Origin of the sequence: Rivibacter subsaxonicus (assembly GCF_004217215.1) — a bacterium.
In the GTDB taxonomy this organism is placed as follows: Bacteria; Pseudomonadota; Gammaproteobacteria; order Burkholderiales; family Burkholderiaceae_C; genus Rivibacter; species Rivibacter subsaxonicus.
On the sequence record NZ_SHKP01000004.1, the window covers coordinates 1,085,823 to 1,099,547 of the forward strand.

At 70.8% G+C, this 13,725-nt stretch carries 17 protein-coding genes; 4 read left to right on the forward strand and 13 right to left on the reverse strand.

All coding sequences use genetic code 11. From position 1 onward, the window contains the following. Positions 1-17: 17 nt before the first annotated feature. The 5 genes from EV670_RS05055 to EV670_RS05075 are packed head-to-tail and all read right to left on the reverse strand — an operon-like array spanning position 18 to position 3,260. Entirely contained in the window at positions 18-245 is a 228-nt protein-coding gene (locus EV670_RS05055; protein ID WP_130430687.1) for an RNA-binding S4 domain-containing protein, read from the reverse strand. Next, positions 245-490 carry a VF530 family protein gene (locus EV670_RS05060; RefSeq protein WP_130430688.1) on the reverse strand — a complete coding sequence of 82 codons (246 nt, stop codon included), beginning with the start codon at positions 488-490 and terminating at the stop codon, positions 245-247. The genes EV670_RS05055 and EV670_RS05060 overlap by 1 nt, the downstream gene beginning before the upstream one ends. Further along, the gene (locus EV670_RS05065) at positions 487-1,077 is read right to left on the reverse strand and encodes a lysophospholipid acyltransferase family protein (protein ID WP_130430689.1); all 591 of its coding nucleotides are present in this window, start codon (positions 1,075-1,077) and stop codon (positions 487-489) included. Before EV670_RS05065 ends, EV670_RS05060 begins: the two co-directional genes overlap by 4 nt. Positions 1,078-1,108: 31 nt before the next feature. Continuing rightward, positions 1,109-1,732 carry a DUF938 domain-containing protein gene (locus tag EV670_RS05070; RefSeq protein WP_130430690.1) on the reverse strand — a complete coding sequence of 208 codons (624 nt, stop codon included), beginning with the start codon at positions 1,730-1,732 and terminating at the stop codon, positions 1,109-1,111. 4 nt (positions 1,733-1,736) lie between these two features. Further along, positions 1,737-3,260 (reverse strand): amidase, encoded by a 1,524-nt coding sequence (locus EV670_RS05075; protein WP_130430691.1) that lies wholly within the window; start codon positions 3,258-3,260, stop codon positions 1,737-1,739. A 145-nt stretch (positions 3,261-3,405) separates the two neighbouring features. Here EV670_RS05075 and EV670_RS05080 point away from each other — a divergent pair, with 145 nt between their 5' ends. Further along, a complete protein-coding gene (locus EV670_RS05080; RefSeq protein WP_130430692.1) occupies positions 3,406-4,356 on the forward strand; it encodes a DUF808 domain-containing protein in 951 nt (316 codons plus the stop codon). Positions 4,357-4,359: 3 nt separating this feature from the next. Here EV670_RS05080 and ydiK read toward each other — a convergent pair whose 3' ends face one another. The 6 genes from ydiK to EV670_RS05110 all read right to left on the reverse strand — a co-directional run bounded on the left by ydiK (position 4,360) and on the right by EV670_RS05110 (position 8,413). Next, positions 4,360-5,427, reverse strand: a complete 1,068-nt coding sequence (gene ydiK, locus EV670_RS05085) for an AI-2E family transporter YdiK (RefSeq protein ID WP_130430693.1) — start codon at positions 5,425-5,427, stop codon at positions 4,360-4,362. Further along, positions 5,424-5,813 (reverse strand): YqjK family protein, encoded by a 390-nt coding sequence (locus EV670_RS05090; protein ID WP_130430694.1) that lies wholly within the window; start codon positions 5,811-5,813, stop codon positions 5,424-5,426. Before EV670_RS05090 ends, ydiK begins: the two co-directional genes overlap by 4 nt. 14 nt (positions 5,814-5,827) lie before the next feature. Next, positions 5,828-6,256: a phage holin family protein gene (locus tag EV670_RS05095; protein ID WP_130430695.1), complete on the reverse strand. Its 429-nt coding sequence runs from the start codon at positions 6,254-6,256 to the stop codon at positions 5,828-5,830. Positions 6,257-6,347: 91 nt separating this feature from the next. Further along, positions 6,348-6,659 (reverse strand): ElaB/YgaM/YqjD family protein, encoded by a 312-nt coding sequence (locus EV670_RS05100; protein WP_130430696.1) that lies wholly within the window; start codon positions 6,657-6,659, stop codon positions 6,348-6,350. Positions 6,660-6,758: 99 nt separating this feature from the next. Continuing rightward, entirely contained in the window at positions 6,759-7,886 is a 1,128-nt protein-coding gene (locus EV670_RS05105; RefSeq protein ID WP_130430697.1) for a beta-ketoacyl-ACP synthase III, read from the reverse strand. 92 nt (positions 7,887-7,978) lie between these two features. Then, positions 7,979-8,413: an FKBP-type peptidyl-prolyl cis-trans isomerase gene (locus EV670_RS05110; protein ID WP_130430698.1), complete on the reverse strand. Its 435-nt coding sequence runs from the start codon at positions 8,411-8,413 to the stop codon at positions 7,979-7,981. Between the two features lie 135 nt (positions 8,414-8,548). Between EV670_RS05110 and EV670_RS05115 the strand changes: the two genes are divergently transcribed. Together EV670_RS05115 and EV670_RS05120 are read left to right on the forward strand one after the other, a co-directional pair. Next, a complete protein-coding gene (locus tag EV670_RS05115) occupies positions 8,549-10,474 on the forward strand; it encodes an NAD(P)-binding protein (RefSeq protein ID WP_207224998.1) in 1,926 nt (641 codons plus the stop codon). Then, positions 10,471-11,001, forward strand: a complete 531-nt coding sequence (locus EV670_RS05120) for a M48 metallopeptidase family protein (RefSeq protein WP_130430700.1) — start codon at positions 10,471-10,473, stop codon at positions 10,999-11,001. Before EV670_RS05115 ends, EV670_RS05120 begins: the two co-directional genes overlap by 4 nt. Before the next feature lie 119 nt (positions 11,002-11,120). On the opposite strand, the gene EV670_RS18715 is transcribed toward EV670_RS05120, so the two are convergent. Together EV670_RS18715 and EV670_RS05130 are read right to left on the reverse strand one after the other, a co-directional pair. Continuing rightward, complete coding sequence (locus EV670_RS18715; RefSeq protein WP_207224999.1) at positions 11,121-12,152, reverse strand: DUF937 domain-containing protein; 1,032 nt, start codon at positions 12,150-12,152, stop codon at positions 11,121-11,123. Between the two features lie 135 nt (positions 12,153-12,287). Continuing rightward, entirely contained in the window at positions 12,288-12,878 is a 591-nt protein-coding gene (locus EV670_RS05130) for a DUF1415 domain-containing protein (protein ID WP_130430701.1), read from the reverse strand. A gap of 144 nt (positions 12,879-13,022) precedes the next feature. On the opposite strand from EV670_RS05130, the gene EV670_RS05135 reads away from it, so the two are divergent. Next, a complete protein-coding gene (locus EV670_RS05135) occupies positions 13,023-13,715 on the forward strand; it encodes a DUF6781 family protein (protein ID WP_130430702.1) in 693 nt (230 codons plus the stop codon). Positions 13,716-13,725: the final 10 nt, after the last annotated feature.

Here is a 13,725-nt window from a genome sequence, read left to right on the forward strand (position 1 = left end):
GTCGCCCAGGCTTCGTCTCATCCGGCCACCAGCCGGACCCGCGCCCCGGCCAGTGCCACCACCTGGCCGGGGCGCAGCTTCGCGGTCTTGCGCAGTTCCTGCTGCCCGTCGACCTGCACCTTGCCGGCGGCGACCATCGCCTTGGCCGCACCGCCACTCCCGGCGAAGCCCGCCGCCTTGAGCAGCGCGTCGAGGGTGATGTACTCGCCGCGCACCGCGAACTCGATCTGCGTGAGGCTGGCCATCAGCGATCCTGGCTCGCGTTGCGTCGCTGCTCGCGCAGCATGAACAGGTAGAGACTCTCGACCTTCTCGCGCGCCCACGGCGTCTTGCGCAGGAACTTCAGGCTCGACGCGATGCTCGGTTCGCTGGTGAAGCAGCGGATCGTGATCTCGCGGCCAAGCTGATCCCAGCCGAAGTGCTCGACCAGTTCGTTCAGCATGGCCTCGAGTGTGATGCCGTGCAACGGGTTGCGAGCTTGGATCGTCATGCCTCGAACTGCCTGGCGTTCTTGCCGCGGATGGTCGAGTAGAAGTCCTTGACCACCTGCATGTCGTGCTCGACCTCGCCGGTAGGCACCAGCACCGGCCCGAGGCCGGCCACCTTGCGTCCGTAGTCGATGTAGGCCATCACGATCGGCACTTCGGCGCCGACCGCGATCCAGTAGAAGCCGGTCTTCCAGTAGTTGGTCTTGCTGCGCGTGCCTTCGGGCGACACCACCAGTGCCAGCGGGCCGTCGGCTTCCCTGATCGCCTCGGCCGAGGCGGCGACCAGGTTGCTGGACTTGTCCCGGTGCACCGGAATGCCGCCGAGCCATTTCATGACACCGGCGAAGGGCGGTTTGAAGAGCGTGTCCTTGCCCATCCAGTAGACGTTGAGGCGCAGCACGAAGGACACCATCAGCGTGTAGGGCAGGTCCCAGTTGCTGGTGTGCGGCGCGGCGATCAGCACGCACTTGTAGCCGCCGGGCGGCAGCTGGCCTTCGACCTTCCAGCCGGTGAGCTTGAGAAAGCCGATCGAGAAGCCACGCAGCAGCGTGTTGACGATCGGCGTGTCGAAGATGGTGCGCTGGTGCATGCGGCTGTCCGGGGAGGGCGCGATTGTCGCCTCAGGCCACGCGCTCGAAGACGAGGAGCTGGTTGTTGGCCGGCATGGCGAAGCGCTCGAGCGCTTGCAGGCCGGAGCCGCGTGCCTCGCGCTCGACCTCGTCCAGGCGACGCAGCCCCCAGGCCGGGTCGCGCGAGCGTAGGTCGCGGTCGAAGGCAAGATTGCTCGGTGCGGTGTCGATGCCCTCGACGATGAAGGGGCCGTAGACCAGCAGCCGGCCCGCAGGTCGCAGGTGCCGCGAAGCGAATTGCATCAACCCGGCGCAGGCGGCCCAGGGCGCGATGTGGAGCAGGTTGGCGCAGAAGACCGCGTCGAAGACACCGAGTGCTGCGGCCGTTGCCGAGGATGGCTGCAACACATCGAGCGCGATCGGCGGCAGCAGCCTTGGCAGCTTGGCCGCGGCCGCGTGAGCCGCGATCGAGGCGCGCGCCGAGGCATCGGCATCGCTCGGTTGCCAGATCCAGCCGGGCAGGCCGGCCGCGAAATGCAGCGCATGCTGGCCGCTGCCACTGGCGATCTCGAGCATGCTGCCGTGGGCGGGCAGCACCCGTTGCAGCACCTCGAGGATCGGGCCGCGATTGCGCTCGGCGGCGGCGCTGTAGAGGCGCGGGTCGGTCGCGGCCATGAACTCAGCCCAGACCTGCCGTGGCCAGCGCTGGCACGCGATCGAACCAGGGTTGAGCGGCCTCGAGCTCGGCCGCGAGCTGCAGCAGCGTGGCCTCGTCGCCGAGGCGGCCGATGAACTGCACGCCCAGCGGCAGTCCGTCGGCGCACCAGTGCAGCGGCACGCTCATCGCCGGCGTGCCGGTGAGGTTGGCGAGCTGGGTGAAGGGTACGTACATGAGGTTGTCGCGCGCGATCTGGTCGATGGTGCCGGTCAGCCAGCCCAGCCGCGCGAGCAGGCCGAGCGCGCCGCTGCCGAGCAGCAGCGCGAGCAGGTTCTGCTGCCAGTGCGGCGGATCGCCCTGGCCGTGGCGGATCGGCGGATGGGCGAGCGTCGGTGTCAGGAACAGGTCATGCCGGCGGTGGAACTCGGCCAGTGCCAGCGAGAAGTCGTTCCAGCGCTGGTGGCTGCGCACATAGGCGCCGGCGCTGGTGGCTTCGCCGAGCGCGCCGAGCACGCGCGTCAGCAGTTCGAAGTCGGCGTTCGAGGCGCCGGCCGCGAGGCCATCGCGCATGGCGGCGGCGACCTGGCCGAAGTACAGCATCAGGTAGCAGCGCGCCAGCTCGCGCCCGTCGTAGACCGGTGCCGCCTCGCTGACCTCGTGGCCAAGCGAGGCGAGCAGCGCTGCGGTCTGCTCGACCGCCTTGACGGCTTCAGGGTGGACCGGCGAGCCGATCGGCGAGACGGTCGAGAAGCCGATCCGCAGCGAGCGCGGCGCACGCTGCACCAGCGCGCGAAAGCTTTGCGGCTGCGGCAGCGCCGGGATCGGGTCGCTCGGCTCGTGGCCGGCCAGGATATCGAGCGCGAGCGCGGCGTCGCGCACGCTGCGGCAGAGCACCAGGTCGCTCGAGGCGCCCTCCCAGATCTCGCCGGCCTGCGGTGCGGTGCTGACCCTTCCGCGCGACGGGCGCAGGCCGAACAGGCCGCAGCAGGCGGCCGGGATCCGGATCGAGCCGCCGCCGTCGTTGGCGCCGGCCATCGGCACGATGCCGGCCGCGACCGCCGCCGCCGAGCCGCCGCTGGAGCCGCCGGTCGTGTGTTCCAGGTTCCAGGGGTTGTTGCTGCGGCCGAAGAGCTGCGGGTCGGTCACGCCCTTGAGCGCCAGCTCGGGCGAGTTGGTCTTGCCGAAGATCAGCGCGCCGGCGCCGAGCAGGCGCCGCGCGATGGCCGAATGCTGCTGCGCCGGCTGGAGCGCGAAGGCGCGGCTGCCGACCGAGGTCGGCGTGCCGGCGTAGTGCTGGACGGCGTCCTTGATCAGCATCGGCACCCCGCCTAGCGGGCCGTTGGGCGGGCGCTCGAGCGGGCCGGGGCCGGCCAGCTGGCGCCGGGCCTGTTCCTCGAGCGAGACCACCACCGCGTTGATCGCCGGATTCACGCGCGCCATCTGCGCGAGCGCGGCGTCGAGCAGTTCGGCCGGCGTGGCCTCGCCGCGCGCGACGAGGCCGGCCAGTGCCGTGGCATCGAATGCGAGGTACTCCGCCGTCTTCATCGCGCAGGGGGCAGGTGCCGTTGGCACCGATCGTTGCTTTGCCCCGAGCATGCCGGCAAACGCCGGGCCGCGGGGCCGGTACGATCCCGGGCGCGCCGCGCGTGCGTCGCCAACCCTCATCGCTTCCCGAGAACCCGCATCCACCATGGCCGGAACCAGCCTGCTCGTCCTGCTCGACGATATCGCCACCATCCTCGACGACGTCTCGGCCATGACCAAGGTCGCGGTCGGCAAGACCGCCGGCGTGCTCGGCGACGACCTCGCGCTCAACGCCCAGCAGGTGGCCGGCGTGCGCGCCGAGCGCGAACTGCCGGTGGTGTGGGCGGTGGCCAAGGGATCCTTCGTCAACAAGACGATCCTGGTGCCGGCGGCGCTGGCGATCAGCGCCTTCGCGCCCTGGGGCGTGACGCCGCTGTTGATGATCGGTGGTGCCTTCCTCTGCTACGAGGGCTTCGAGAAGCTGGCCCACAAGTTCCTGCATCGCAGCGACGAGGAGTCGAAGTCCGAGGCGGTCGAGCGCGACGCGCACCTGAAGGCGCTGGTCGACCAGAACGTCGACCTGGTCGCGCTCGAGAAGGCCAAGATCAAGGGCGCGGTGCGCACCGACTTCATCCTGTCGGCCGAGATCATCGCGATCACCCTCGGCGTGGTCGCCGGCGAGACGCTGGGCCGCCAGTTCACGGTGCTGACCGGCATCGCGCTGCTGATGACGGTCGGCGTCTACGGCCTGGTGGCTGCCATCGTCAAGCTCGACGACGCCGGGCTCTGGCTCAGCCGTCGCAGCGGCGACGGCGCCTGGGCGCGGCTTCAGCGCGGCCTGGGCCTGCGCATCGTGGGGCTGGCACCGCACCTGATGCGGCTGCTGTCGGTGCTCGGCACGGCGGCGATGTTCCTGGTCGGCGGCGGCATCCTGGTGCATGGCATCCCGGCGCTGCACCATGCGATCGAGGGCTTGGCCACCAGCGCCGGCAGCGTGCTCGGCAGCGTCGTACCCTTGCTGGGCAACGCGCTGGTCGGCATCGTCGCCGGCGGGCTGGTGCTGGCCGGTGTCAGCCTGTGCAGGCGCCTGTTCGGCGCGCGTGCGCAGACGGCCTGAAGCTCAGTGCTCGGCCGGCGCGGGCGGCTCGTTCATCCACGCGCTGAGCAGCTTGTAGGCGACCGCCAGCACCACCGGGCCGACGAAGATGCCGACCAGGCCGAAGGCCAGCAGGCCGCCGATGACGCCGGCAAAGATCAGCAGCAGCGGCAGGTCGGCGCCGCGCTTGATCAGGATCGGCCGCAGCACGTTGTCGAGCGAGCCGACGACGATGGTCCAGACCAGCAGGAAGGTACCCCAGCCGGTGGCATCCTGGTAGAACAGCCAGATCGTGGCCGGCAGCAGGATGATGATCGGCCCGAGCTGGGCGATGCAGAGCATGAAGACCACGGCCGTCAGCAGACCAGCGGCCGGCACGCCGGCGATGGCCAGGCCGATGCCGGCCAGCACCGACTGCACCAGCGCCGTGACGCCGACGCCGAGCGCCACGCCGCGGATCGCCTGCCCGGCCAGCGTGACCGCATCCTCGCCGCGCTGGCCGCCGAGCCGTCGACCGAAGCGGTGCACGGCCGCGGCGGCGCCTTCGCCGCCGGCATACATCAGCGCCGCGATGATCAGCGTCAGCAGGAACTGCACCAGCAGGTTGCCGGCGGTGCCGGCGCCGCTGACCAGCCACTTGGAGACGCCGGCCACGTAGGGCTGCAGTTGCTTGAAGGCGTCGCCGATGCCGAGCCGGCTGGCCTGCTGCCAGATGCCGACGAGCGTCGGCCCGAAGATCGGCACCCGCGCCAGTTGCTCGGGCAGCGCCGGCCAGGCGGTGGTGGCCACCGAGCGCACCGTCTCGACGATCTCCTCGCTGTGAGTGGCGACGGTGGCCACCGCCAGCGTCAGCGGCACCACGAAGACCAGCAGCAACGCGATCGTCATCAGCGCGACCGCAATGCTGCGCCGGCCCCAGAGCTTGCGCTGCAACCACAGCAGCATCGGCCAGGTCGCGACCACGATCATCGTGGCCCAGATCATGGCGCCCAGAAAGGGCTGCAGGATCAGGAAGGCACCGACGATCAGGGCGCCGATGAACAGCACGGCGAGGGTGATGCTGGTCAGGTCGGGGCGGCGAAGTGTCGTCAAGGCTTGTCTCCGGGGTGAGGGTGCGTGGCTTGCACTGCCGCGTCGGCGCCGCGCCGCGGCAGCGGTGCACCGGTGTAGACCGCGCGCGCCAGTTGCAGCCACGGCAGGCTGCGCTTGGCAATGTTCCAGGCCGACCACAGCGTGCCGGCCAGGCCCACCACCATGCGCGGGCGCCGCATCACCAGCAGCGTGCCGACACCGAGCGCGGTGCCGACCAGCAGCAGCTGATGGGATCGCATCCAGGCCACGCCGAGGCGAAGCCGATCGGCGATCACGAGCGAGGGCTCGAGCGCGGCGGCCTCTTCGCCGAGACGGCTGCGCAAGGCCGCACTGCGTGCCAGCACGTTCTGCTGGCGCAGGGCCAGGGCCTCGGTTCGGGCGCGCATCGAACTGCGGGCGCTCAGGGCTGCGGCGGTTGCGGCGCCGAGTCGCCGGCGGCCGCGGCGGCGCGCAGGCTGGCGGTGGCTGCCGACAAGGCCTGCTGGTCGCGTCGCAACTCCTCGACCGTCAGCGCGAAGGCGCCACCCGGTGCCTGCCAGCGGCGTCGGGCGACGATGGCGGCCGCCACCGCGCCGGCCAGGTAGACCAGCGTCAGCACGCACAGCGCGGTCAGCCGATAGCTGTCCCAGAAGTACACGGCGACCAGCATCGCCAGCATCGCCAGCCCGGTGCCGGCCAGCACGACGGCGGCGCCGATCCAGATCAGCGTGTTGATCAGCCGCAGCTTCTCGCGCTCGATCTCGGTGGACAGCAACTCGACCCGCACCTGCACCAGGTCGAGCGCAGTCGCGCCCAGGCGCCGGAGCGAGTTCAGCAGTCCGGTGCTCATGGATGCACCCTTGGCGCGTCGCGCCGTTCCTGCGGCAGGGAGTTCGGCCCTGCAGGCGGCCCCGGTCGCACGGGCATCGGCGCGGGCCGCATCAACGGCGGCTGATCAGCAGGCCGATGATCAGCCCGACACCGGCGGCGGCGCCGATCGCCTTCCAGGGGTTGTCGTGCACGTAGTCGTCGGCGGCGCGCCCGGCGGCGCGGGCCCGCTCGATCGCAGCTTCCTCCAGGTGGCGCAGGTCGCGCCGGGCCTGGGCCAGGCTGGTCTGGACCTTCTGGCGCAGTTCGGAGGCGCCCTCTCCGGCGGAACCGGCAGTGGCCTTGAGCAGTGCCTCGGCGTCGCCGACCACGACCTTCAGGTCCTGCATCAGCTTGTCGGTCGTGGAATTCGCTGCGTCGCTCATGAATCACTCCTTGATCTGGAAGTCAGGGCGCGGACCGTCCGCACGGCCTCCACCTTAGCGCCAAATGAGGCCCATCGGCGATCCTGATGCTGAGCCAGATCAAACAGCGTGCCTGCGCACCACCACGCTGCCGATCGAGTAGCCGGCGCCGAAGGAGCAGATCACGCCCACCTCGCCCGCCTTCAGGTCGGCCTGGTGCTGGTGGAAGGCAATGATCGAGCCGGCCGAGGCGGTGTTGGCGTACTGGTCGAGGATCACCGGCGCCTCGTCGGCGCTCGGGTCGTGGCCAAGCAGCTTGCGCGCGATCAGCAGGTTCATGTTGAGGTTGGCCTGGTGCAGCCAGAAGCGGCGCACCGTCGCGGGCGTGAAGCCGAGGTCCTTCAGGTGGCCCTCGATGTGCTCGGCCGCCATCGGGCAGACCTCCTTGAACACCTTGCGGCCCTCCTGGCGGAAGGTCTTGTCGCGCGCGTTGGGATCGCTGTCCTCGCTGCGGTTGATGAAGCCGAAGTTGTTGCGGATCGCGTTGCTGAACTGCGTGATCAGGCGGGTGCCGAGGATCTCCCAGCCGTCGAAGGCCTCGTCGTCCTCGACGCGCTCGACCAGCACCGCGGTGGCGACGTCGCCAAAGATGAAGTGGCAGTCGCGGTCGCGCCATTCGAGGTGGGCCGAGGTGATCTCGGGGCTGATCACCAGCACCGAGCGCGCGCTGCCGCTCTTGACCGCATTGGCGGCGGCCTCGATCGCGAAGGTGGCCGAGGAGCAGGCCACGTTCATGTCGTAGCCCCAGCCCGAGGTGCCCAGCGCTTGCTGGATCTCGATGGCCATCGCCGGGTAGGGGCGCTGCATGTTGGCCGAGGAGCAGATCACGCCGTCGACGTCCTTCGGGTCGCGGTCGGCGCGGGCCAGCGCGTCGCGGCCGGCGAGGACCGCGATCTCGGCCTCGATCGAGAGCTCGTCGTCGGCGCGCTCCTTGAAGCGCGGGTACATGCGGTTCGGGTCGAGCACGCCCGACTTCTCGAGCACGAAGCGCTGCTTGATGCCGGAGGCCTTCTCGATGAACTCCTCGCTCGACGGCGTCAGCGCGGTAAAGGTGCCGGCCTCGATCTCGGCCGCGCGCTCGCGGTTGATGCGCTCGGCGTAGGCGTTGAAGGCCACCACCAGCTCGGCGTTGGTGATGATTTCGGGCGGGGTGTAGAGGCCGGTGGCCCTGATGATGGCGCGTGCCATGGGTACTCCTGTTGCATGGGCGACGGCGCGCTGCGGCGCCGCCCGGGTGGCCGTGATTGTCCCGCGGATGGCGGCCGGGGTCGCCAGCCGGATCAGTTGATGGCGAGCAACTCGACCTCGAACTGCAGCACCGCGTTCGGCGGGATCACGCCGCCGGCGCCGCGCTCGCCGTAGGCCAGCGCCGATGGGCAGGTCAGCCTGGCCTTGCCGCCGACCTTCATCTTCTGCACGCCCTCGGTCCAACAACGGATCACCTTGTTGAGCGGAAACTCGGCCGGCTTGCCGCCGAGCGAGCTGTCGAACTCCTTGCCACCGGGGAAGGTGCCGCGATAGTGGACCCTGACCTTGTCGGTCGCCACCGGGCTGGCGCCGGTGCCGTCCTTGAGCGAGCGGAAGACCAGGCCGCTGGGCGAGACGTTCGCGCCGGGCTCCTTGGCGGCGGCGGCGAGCGCCGGGTCGGTCTGGGCGGCGACGCCAGCGCAGGCGGTGGCGAGCAGGGTGGCGGCAAGCGCGGCGAAGAACTTCATCGGGGTGCTCCTGGGGGCGATGTCGACGGCGGGAAGCCGCGATCCTGCCTGCGTCGCGGCATGGCTGCATCGGTAGCTTTCCTTGGCCCCGGCGTCGCGCTCGGCGAAGATCGCGGCCACGCTTCCATGACCCCCATGTCCTCCAGGCTCGGACTCGAGCGCCCCATCACGCGGCGCGACTTCCTCAACGGCGTCGCGCTCGGCTCGGCCGCGCTGGCGCCGTCGACGGGGCTGGCCACGGACGGCGGCGGCGAGTTCCTCGGCCAGACCGACGCCGCCTTTCGCACGCTGCACCAGTGGCGCAACCCGCATCAGCGCGTCGAGCTGCCGGCGCACCGGCCGGGCGACGAAGAGGTCGAGCTGGTCGTCGTCGGCGCCGGCATCAGCGGGCTCGCCGCGGCGGTGCTGTGGCGCCAGCAGCGGCCCGGCGCGCGCGTGCTGCTGATCGACCCGCAGGCCGACATCGGCGGCCATGCGTTGCGCAACGAGTTCGTCAGCGCCAGCGGGCGCCGCATCATCGGCTACGGCGGCTCGGAGGCGCTCGACTCGCCGAGCTTCTGGTCGCCGGCGACGCACCGGCTGATCCGCGACATCGGCATCGATCTCGCAAAGTTCCACGACTGGTACGACAAGCAGTGGGGCGAGCGACACGGGGTCGAGGCGCGCGGCATCTTCTTTCACCGCGAGCAGTGGGGCGAGGACCGCCTCGTGCGTCCGCCACCCGGCGCCCGGGCGGCGCAGTGGGTGCCGCAGACGCCGCTCAACCCGCGCGCGCAGGCCGACCTGATCCGCCTGATAGACGCGCCGCGCGACTGGCTTGCGGGCCGCACCCGCAGCCAGAAGCGCACGCTGCTGGCCGGCATCAGCTACGACCGGTTCATCACCCGCCATTGCCGCGTCGATCCCGAGCTCACGCGCTACTTCAACAGCCGCACCCGCGGCTGGTTCGGCGTCGGCACCGATGCCACCAGCGCGCTCGACGGCTTTGCAATGGGCCTGCCCGGCTTTGCCGCGATGAACCTGGGCAAGGCGGTCGACCCGCGCATGAGCCCGACCGGGCGCCAGGCCTTCGCCGGCAGCGACGAATACATCTATCACTTCCCCGACGGCAACGCCGGCGTGGTGCGCGCGATGCTGCGCAAGCTGATCCCGGCCGCGCTGCCGGGCACCGACATCGAGAGCCTGGTGCTGGCCGAGCGCGACGACCGTCAGCTCGACGCGCCCGGCGCGCCGGTGCGCATGCGCCTGAACAGCAGCGTGGTGCGGGTGGCGCATGTCGACGGCGCGCGGCGCGCGGTCGACGTGGGCTACATCGGGGCCGACGGCCAGGCCCGTACCGTGCGTGCCGGCCAGGTGGTGCTGGCCTGCTGGAGCCGCGTGATCCCGCTGCTGTGCCCGGAGCTGCCGGCGCCGCAGGCCACCGCGCTCGACGACCAGCACAAGGTGCCGCTGGTCTACGCCAACGTGCTGCTGTCGAACTGGCGTGCGCTGCAGGCGGCGGGCCTGCACGGCTTTCGCATGCCGGGTCGCTTCTTCGACGAGGGTGGCATCGACTTTCCGGTCAGCATCGGCAGCTATCGCTTTGCGCAGACGCCGGACGATCCGGTGCTGCTGCATTTCAGCGCGGTGGTCGGCGGGCCGCAGCAGGGTATCCCGGCGCGCGAGCAGGCCGCGGCTGGGCGCCGGCAGCTGACGAGCACCTCCTTCGAGACGCTCGAGACTGAACTGCGCGACGTGCTGCAGCGAGCGCTCGGTCCGCACGGCTTCTTCGCCGCGCGCGACATCGAGGCCATCACGCTGAATCGCTGGTCGCATGGCTATGCCTACGAGTACATGCGGCCCTGGGACCGCTACTGGCCGGCCGGCCCGCTGCCCATCACGGCCGCGCGACGCGGCCTGGGTCGCATCGCGATCGCCAATTCCGACGCCGGCGCCTTTGCCTACGCTCAGGGTGCGATCGACCAGGCCACGCGCGCGGTGGCCGAGCTCCTGCCGCAGGCGCGACTGCCGGCGTGGCTGACGGTGCCGGGGCCGTCGCGCAAGAAGCTAGGCCTGGCATGAGCACCGCCGCTCCGGCATCGCCGTTGCGCTATCTGGGCGGCTACCCCGAGCCGCTGCTGGCGCAGGTGCGTGAGCTGATCGAGACCGAGCGCCTTGGCCCGATGCTCGCGCGGCGCTATCCTGAGCCGCACCAGGTGCGCACCGACCGCGCGCTGTTCGACTACGTCGACGAGCTCAAGAGCCGTCACATGCGCAATGCCGGGCCGCTGGCCAAGGTCCACTACGACAACAAGCTGCACGTGATCCGCAACGCGCTCGGCACCCATACCGCGGTCTCGAGGGTGCAGGGCGGGCGCCTGGTCGCCAAGCGCGAGATCCGTGTTGCCACGCTGTTCCGTGACGCGCCGGCGGCCTTCCTGCGCATGATCGTCGTGCATGAACTCGCGCATCTCAAGCAGCGCGAGCATGACAAGGCCTTCTACGCGCTGTGCACGCACATGGAGCCGGACTACCACCAGCTCGAGTTCGACACCCGGCTGTACCTGACCCAACTCGAACTCGCGGCCGGCTCAGGCGACGCCGGCTAGGGCCTGCGCGACCCGGGCCCGAAGGGTGATCCCAGGAAACTGCGGCCCTCGGCGTTGCAAAGCTCGCCGGGGGCCGACCCCGGCTGCGCTTTGCGCCTTGATGGCCTTTGTTTCCTGGGTCACGCGATCCCTCCGGTAGCGTTAACAGGCCCTAGGGCCTTGATCTCGTTGATCGCGGCCTGCTCGGATTCGCTGACCTTGACGCCGCCGATGCCCAGGAAGCCACCCTCGGTCGAGGCGGCGGCGGTCTTGGTCGCGACCTCGACCAGCAGCCGCGCGTAGCCGCCGGCCTGGGCCGGCGCGTGCTGCGCGACCGCGCCGTGGGCGCGCTTGAGCAACTCGAGCAGCGGGGCCTTGTCGTTGCCGATCGCCTTGAGCTCGTCGAGCTCTGGGGTCGAATCGAAGACCATCGCCAGCAGCGAAGCCGGATCGGCCTCCTTGACCGCGCCTACCAGCGCGCTGGCCGTCGCGCCCATCTCCTGGACGCTGCCGACCGGCCCCGAACTGTCGGACAGCATCACCAGGCGCCCCGCCGCGAAGGGCGCGACGCGCAGCGCGGCCCACTGCTCGGCCGTGAAGCGGGCCTTGAGTGCCGCGGCCTCGTCACCGGCGAGCATGGCCTGCTCGACGATCCGGGCCTGCTCGCCGCCCTGGCTGATGAAGCCCGCATGCTCCTGCTGCATCTGCTTGACCAGGGTGCCGGAGTCCACGTTCTTCTCGGCCATGAACTTCTGGATCGCGCGCAGCACCACCGGCGCGGCCATCATCAGCAGCGGGCTGACCTTGAAGCCGAGTGCGCGGTCGAGCGAACTGCCGATCGCGCCCACACCCGGGCCGAGGATGCCCGACAGCATCGAACCCCCCGCGCCCGTCGCGCCGCCGCCGCCGAACAGCCCGCCGAGTGCGGCCAGTCCGCCGCCGGTCAGCATGCCGAGCAGGCCACCGCCGCCCTCCTTGGGCAGCATGCCGAGCAGGCCGTCGAGCCCGCCCGAGGCCATGGCCGGGTTCTTCGCCATCGAGCCGGTCAGCAGCGGGCCGATGACGCCGAGCCCGGCGCCGACCTGGTTGGCATCGAGGCCGACCGCGCCGCCGAGCTTGCCCAGGACATCGGGCGTGAGGGACTGCGACAGCGATTCAAGAAGGGTGGCCATGCTGCATCTCCGTTGGACGGGTCCTCGTGGATGCCGGCCGGTCCGGGGGGACTGGCTGGCGACGAAGCGATCAGCAAGGATAGGCAACGGGCTCGTGGCCGAGCCGACGCTTCGCCGCTCGGCGCGGCGCTCCCCCTAGGACGAAGCGCCGCCGGCCGCGTCGCGCCGGCACTGCTGCTGCAACTCCGCCCAGCCCTCGGCGCCGAGCTGCTCCAGCGTGCGCATGTTGTCCTCGAAGATCGACTCGGCCTCGGGGAAGGCCATCACCGCGCGGTCCACGCTGTCCTCGCGCAGCAGGTGCAGCGTGGGGTAGGGCGAACGGTTGGTGGCGTTGCTGACGTCGTCGGCCTCGGTGCCCTCGAACTGGTAGTCGGGGTGGAAGCTCGCCACCTGCAGCACGCCGGCGTAGCCCAGTTCCTCGACGGCGGCGTCGGCGGCCTCGAGGAAGTCGTTGTAGTCGAGGAAGTCGCCCAGCACCTGCGGATGGATCAGCAGCGTGGTGTCGATCTCGGCCGGGTCGCCCTTGGCCAGCCGGTGCATCTCCTCGCACAGCGCGGCCAGCAGCGCGTCCTCGTCGGTGGCGTCGCTGACCACGTAGCGCACCTGGCCCTTGCTTTCGACGGCCTTGGCAAAGGGGCACAGGTTGAGGCCGATCACGGCGTGCCGCACCCACGCGCGGGTCTCGGCGATCACGAGGGCGGCATCGGGAGCAGCGGCGGTGGTCATGGCGGGTGGCGCAGGAGCGGGCTACGCGCGCATTGTCGCGTCGGCGGCCGCCGCGCCTTTTTTGCGCAGATCCCGCTTGCCGATGGCGGCCGGCGGGGGTCACACTGCGCCTGCCGATCCATCAACCCGAACCGGAGAAAGCTCATGGCAACCCGCACCGGCATCGACCAGAACGCCCTGATCGAGATGTTCTCGCAGGCCAGCGCCAAGCAGGGCGAGGCGCTGCGTCAGGCGGTGAGCCAGGCCACGCTCGGCGCGCTGCAGGGACGCGAGCTGAGTCTGGCCAACATCCGCAGCGTGCTCAAGAGCGTGACCCAGGCCGCCTCGATCGGCGCCGAGCAGCATGGCGGCCGGCCGGCCGAGGTCGAGGCAATGCTCGGTGCGGCGGTGTCCGGCATGGATGCCGCGCTGTTGCAGGCGGTCGAGGCCAACCGGCGCGCGCTGCAGCAGTTCGTCGACCAGGGCGTGGGCCTGCAGTCCGAGCGGCTGCAGGGTGCGCTGGCCGACCTCGAGAAGATGGAGTCGACCTTCTTCGGCAGCGTGGCCAAGGCCGCGCAGTCCTCGGGCGGCTCGTTGCAGGGACCGTGGCAGCAGGTGCTCGAGAGCATGAAGCTCAAGGGCAGCGACACCGGCATGCAGGCCTCCGCCACGGTAGAGCAGTTGATGGCGCAGACGCAGAGCGGCCTGCGCGACAGTCGCGCGATGGGCCTGCGCGCCGCGCAGGCCATGATGGACAGCTACGCGGCGCTGGTCAGCGGGGTGCTGATCGGCATGTCCGAAGGGCTGCAGAAGGGCGCGCCGGCACCGACCGCAGAGAGCAAGGGGCGTCGACGCTGAGGCCCTCGCC

What these genes read in the sequence shown, in the direction of transcription:
- EV670_RS05055 (WP_130430687.1), bottom strand. Translation starts at nt 245, where the DNA reads ATGGCCAGCCTCACGCAGATCGAGTTCGCGGTGCGCGGCGAGTACATC.
- EV670_RS05060 (WP_130430688.1), bottom strand. Translation starts at nt 490, where the DNA reads ATGACGATCCAAGCTCGCAACCCGTTGCACGGCATCACACTCGAGGCC.
- EV670_RS05065 (WP_130430689.1), bottom strand. Translation starts at nt 1,077, where the DNA reads ATGCACCAGCGCACCATCTTCGACACGCCGATCGTCAACACGCTGCTG.
- EV670_RS05070 (WP_130430690.1), bottom strand. Translation starts at nt 1,732, where the DNA reads ATGGCCGCGACCGACCCGCGCCTCTACAGCGCCGCCGCCGAGCGCAAT.
- EV670_RS05075 (WP_130430691.1), bottom strand. Translation starts at nt 3,260, where the DNA reads ATGAAGACGGCGGAGTACCTCGCATTCGATGCCACGGCACTGGCCGGC.
- EV670_RS05080 (WP_130430692.1), top strand. Translation starts at nt 3,406, where the DNA reads ATGGCCGGAACCAGCCTGCTCGTCCTGCTCGACGATATCGCCACCATC.
- EV670_RS05090 (WP_130430694.1), bottom strand. Translation starts at nt 5,813, where the DNA reads ATGCGCGCCCGAACCGAGGCCCTGGCCCTGCGCCAGCAGAACGTGCTG.
- EV670_RS05095 (WP_130430695.1), bottom strand. Translation starts at nt 6,256, where the DNA reads ATGAGCACCGGACTGCTGAACTCGCTCCGGCGCCTGGGCGCGACTGCG.
- EV670_RS05100 (WP_130430696.1), bottom strand. Translation starts at nt 6,659, where the DNA reads ATGAGCGACGCAGCGAATTCCACGACCGACAAGCTGATGCAGGACCTG.
- EV670_RS05105 (WP_130430697.1), bottom strand. Translation starts at nt 7,886, where the DNA reads ATGGCACGCGCCATCATCAGGGCCACCGGCCTCTACACCCCGCCCGAA.
- EV670_RS05110 (WP_130430698.1), bottom strand. Translation starts at nt 8,413, where the DNA reads ATGAAGTTCTTCGCCGCGCTTGCCGCCACCCTGCTCGCCACCGCCTGC.
- EV670_RS05115 (WP_207224998.1), top strand. Translation starts at nt 8,549, where the DNA reads ATGTCCTCCAGGCTCGGACTCGAGCGCCCCATCACGCGGCGCGACTTC.
- EV670_RS05120 (WP_130430700.1), top strand. Translation starts at nt 10,471, where the DNA reads ATGAGCACCGCCGCTCCGGCATCGCCGTTGCGCTATCTGGGCGGCTAC.
- EV670_RS18715 (WP_207224999.1), bottom strand. Translation starts at nt 12,152, where the DNA reads ATGGCCACCCTTCTTGAATCGCTGTCGCAGTCCCTCACGCCCGATGTC.
- EV670_RS05130 (WP_130430701.1), bottom strand. Translation starts at nt 12,878, where the DNA reads ATGACCACCGCCGCTGCTCCCGATGCCGCCCTCGTGATCGCCGAGACC.
- EV670_RS05135 (WP_130430702.1), top strand. Translation starts at nt 13,023, where the DNA reads ATGGCAACCCGCACCGGCATCGACCAGAACGCCCTGATCGAGATGTTC.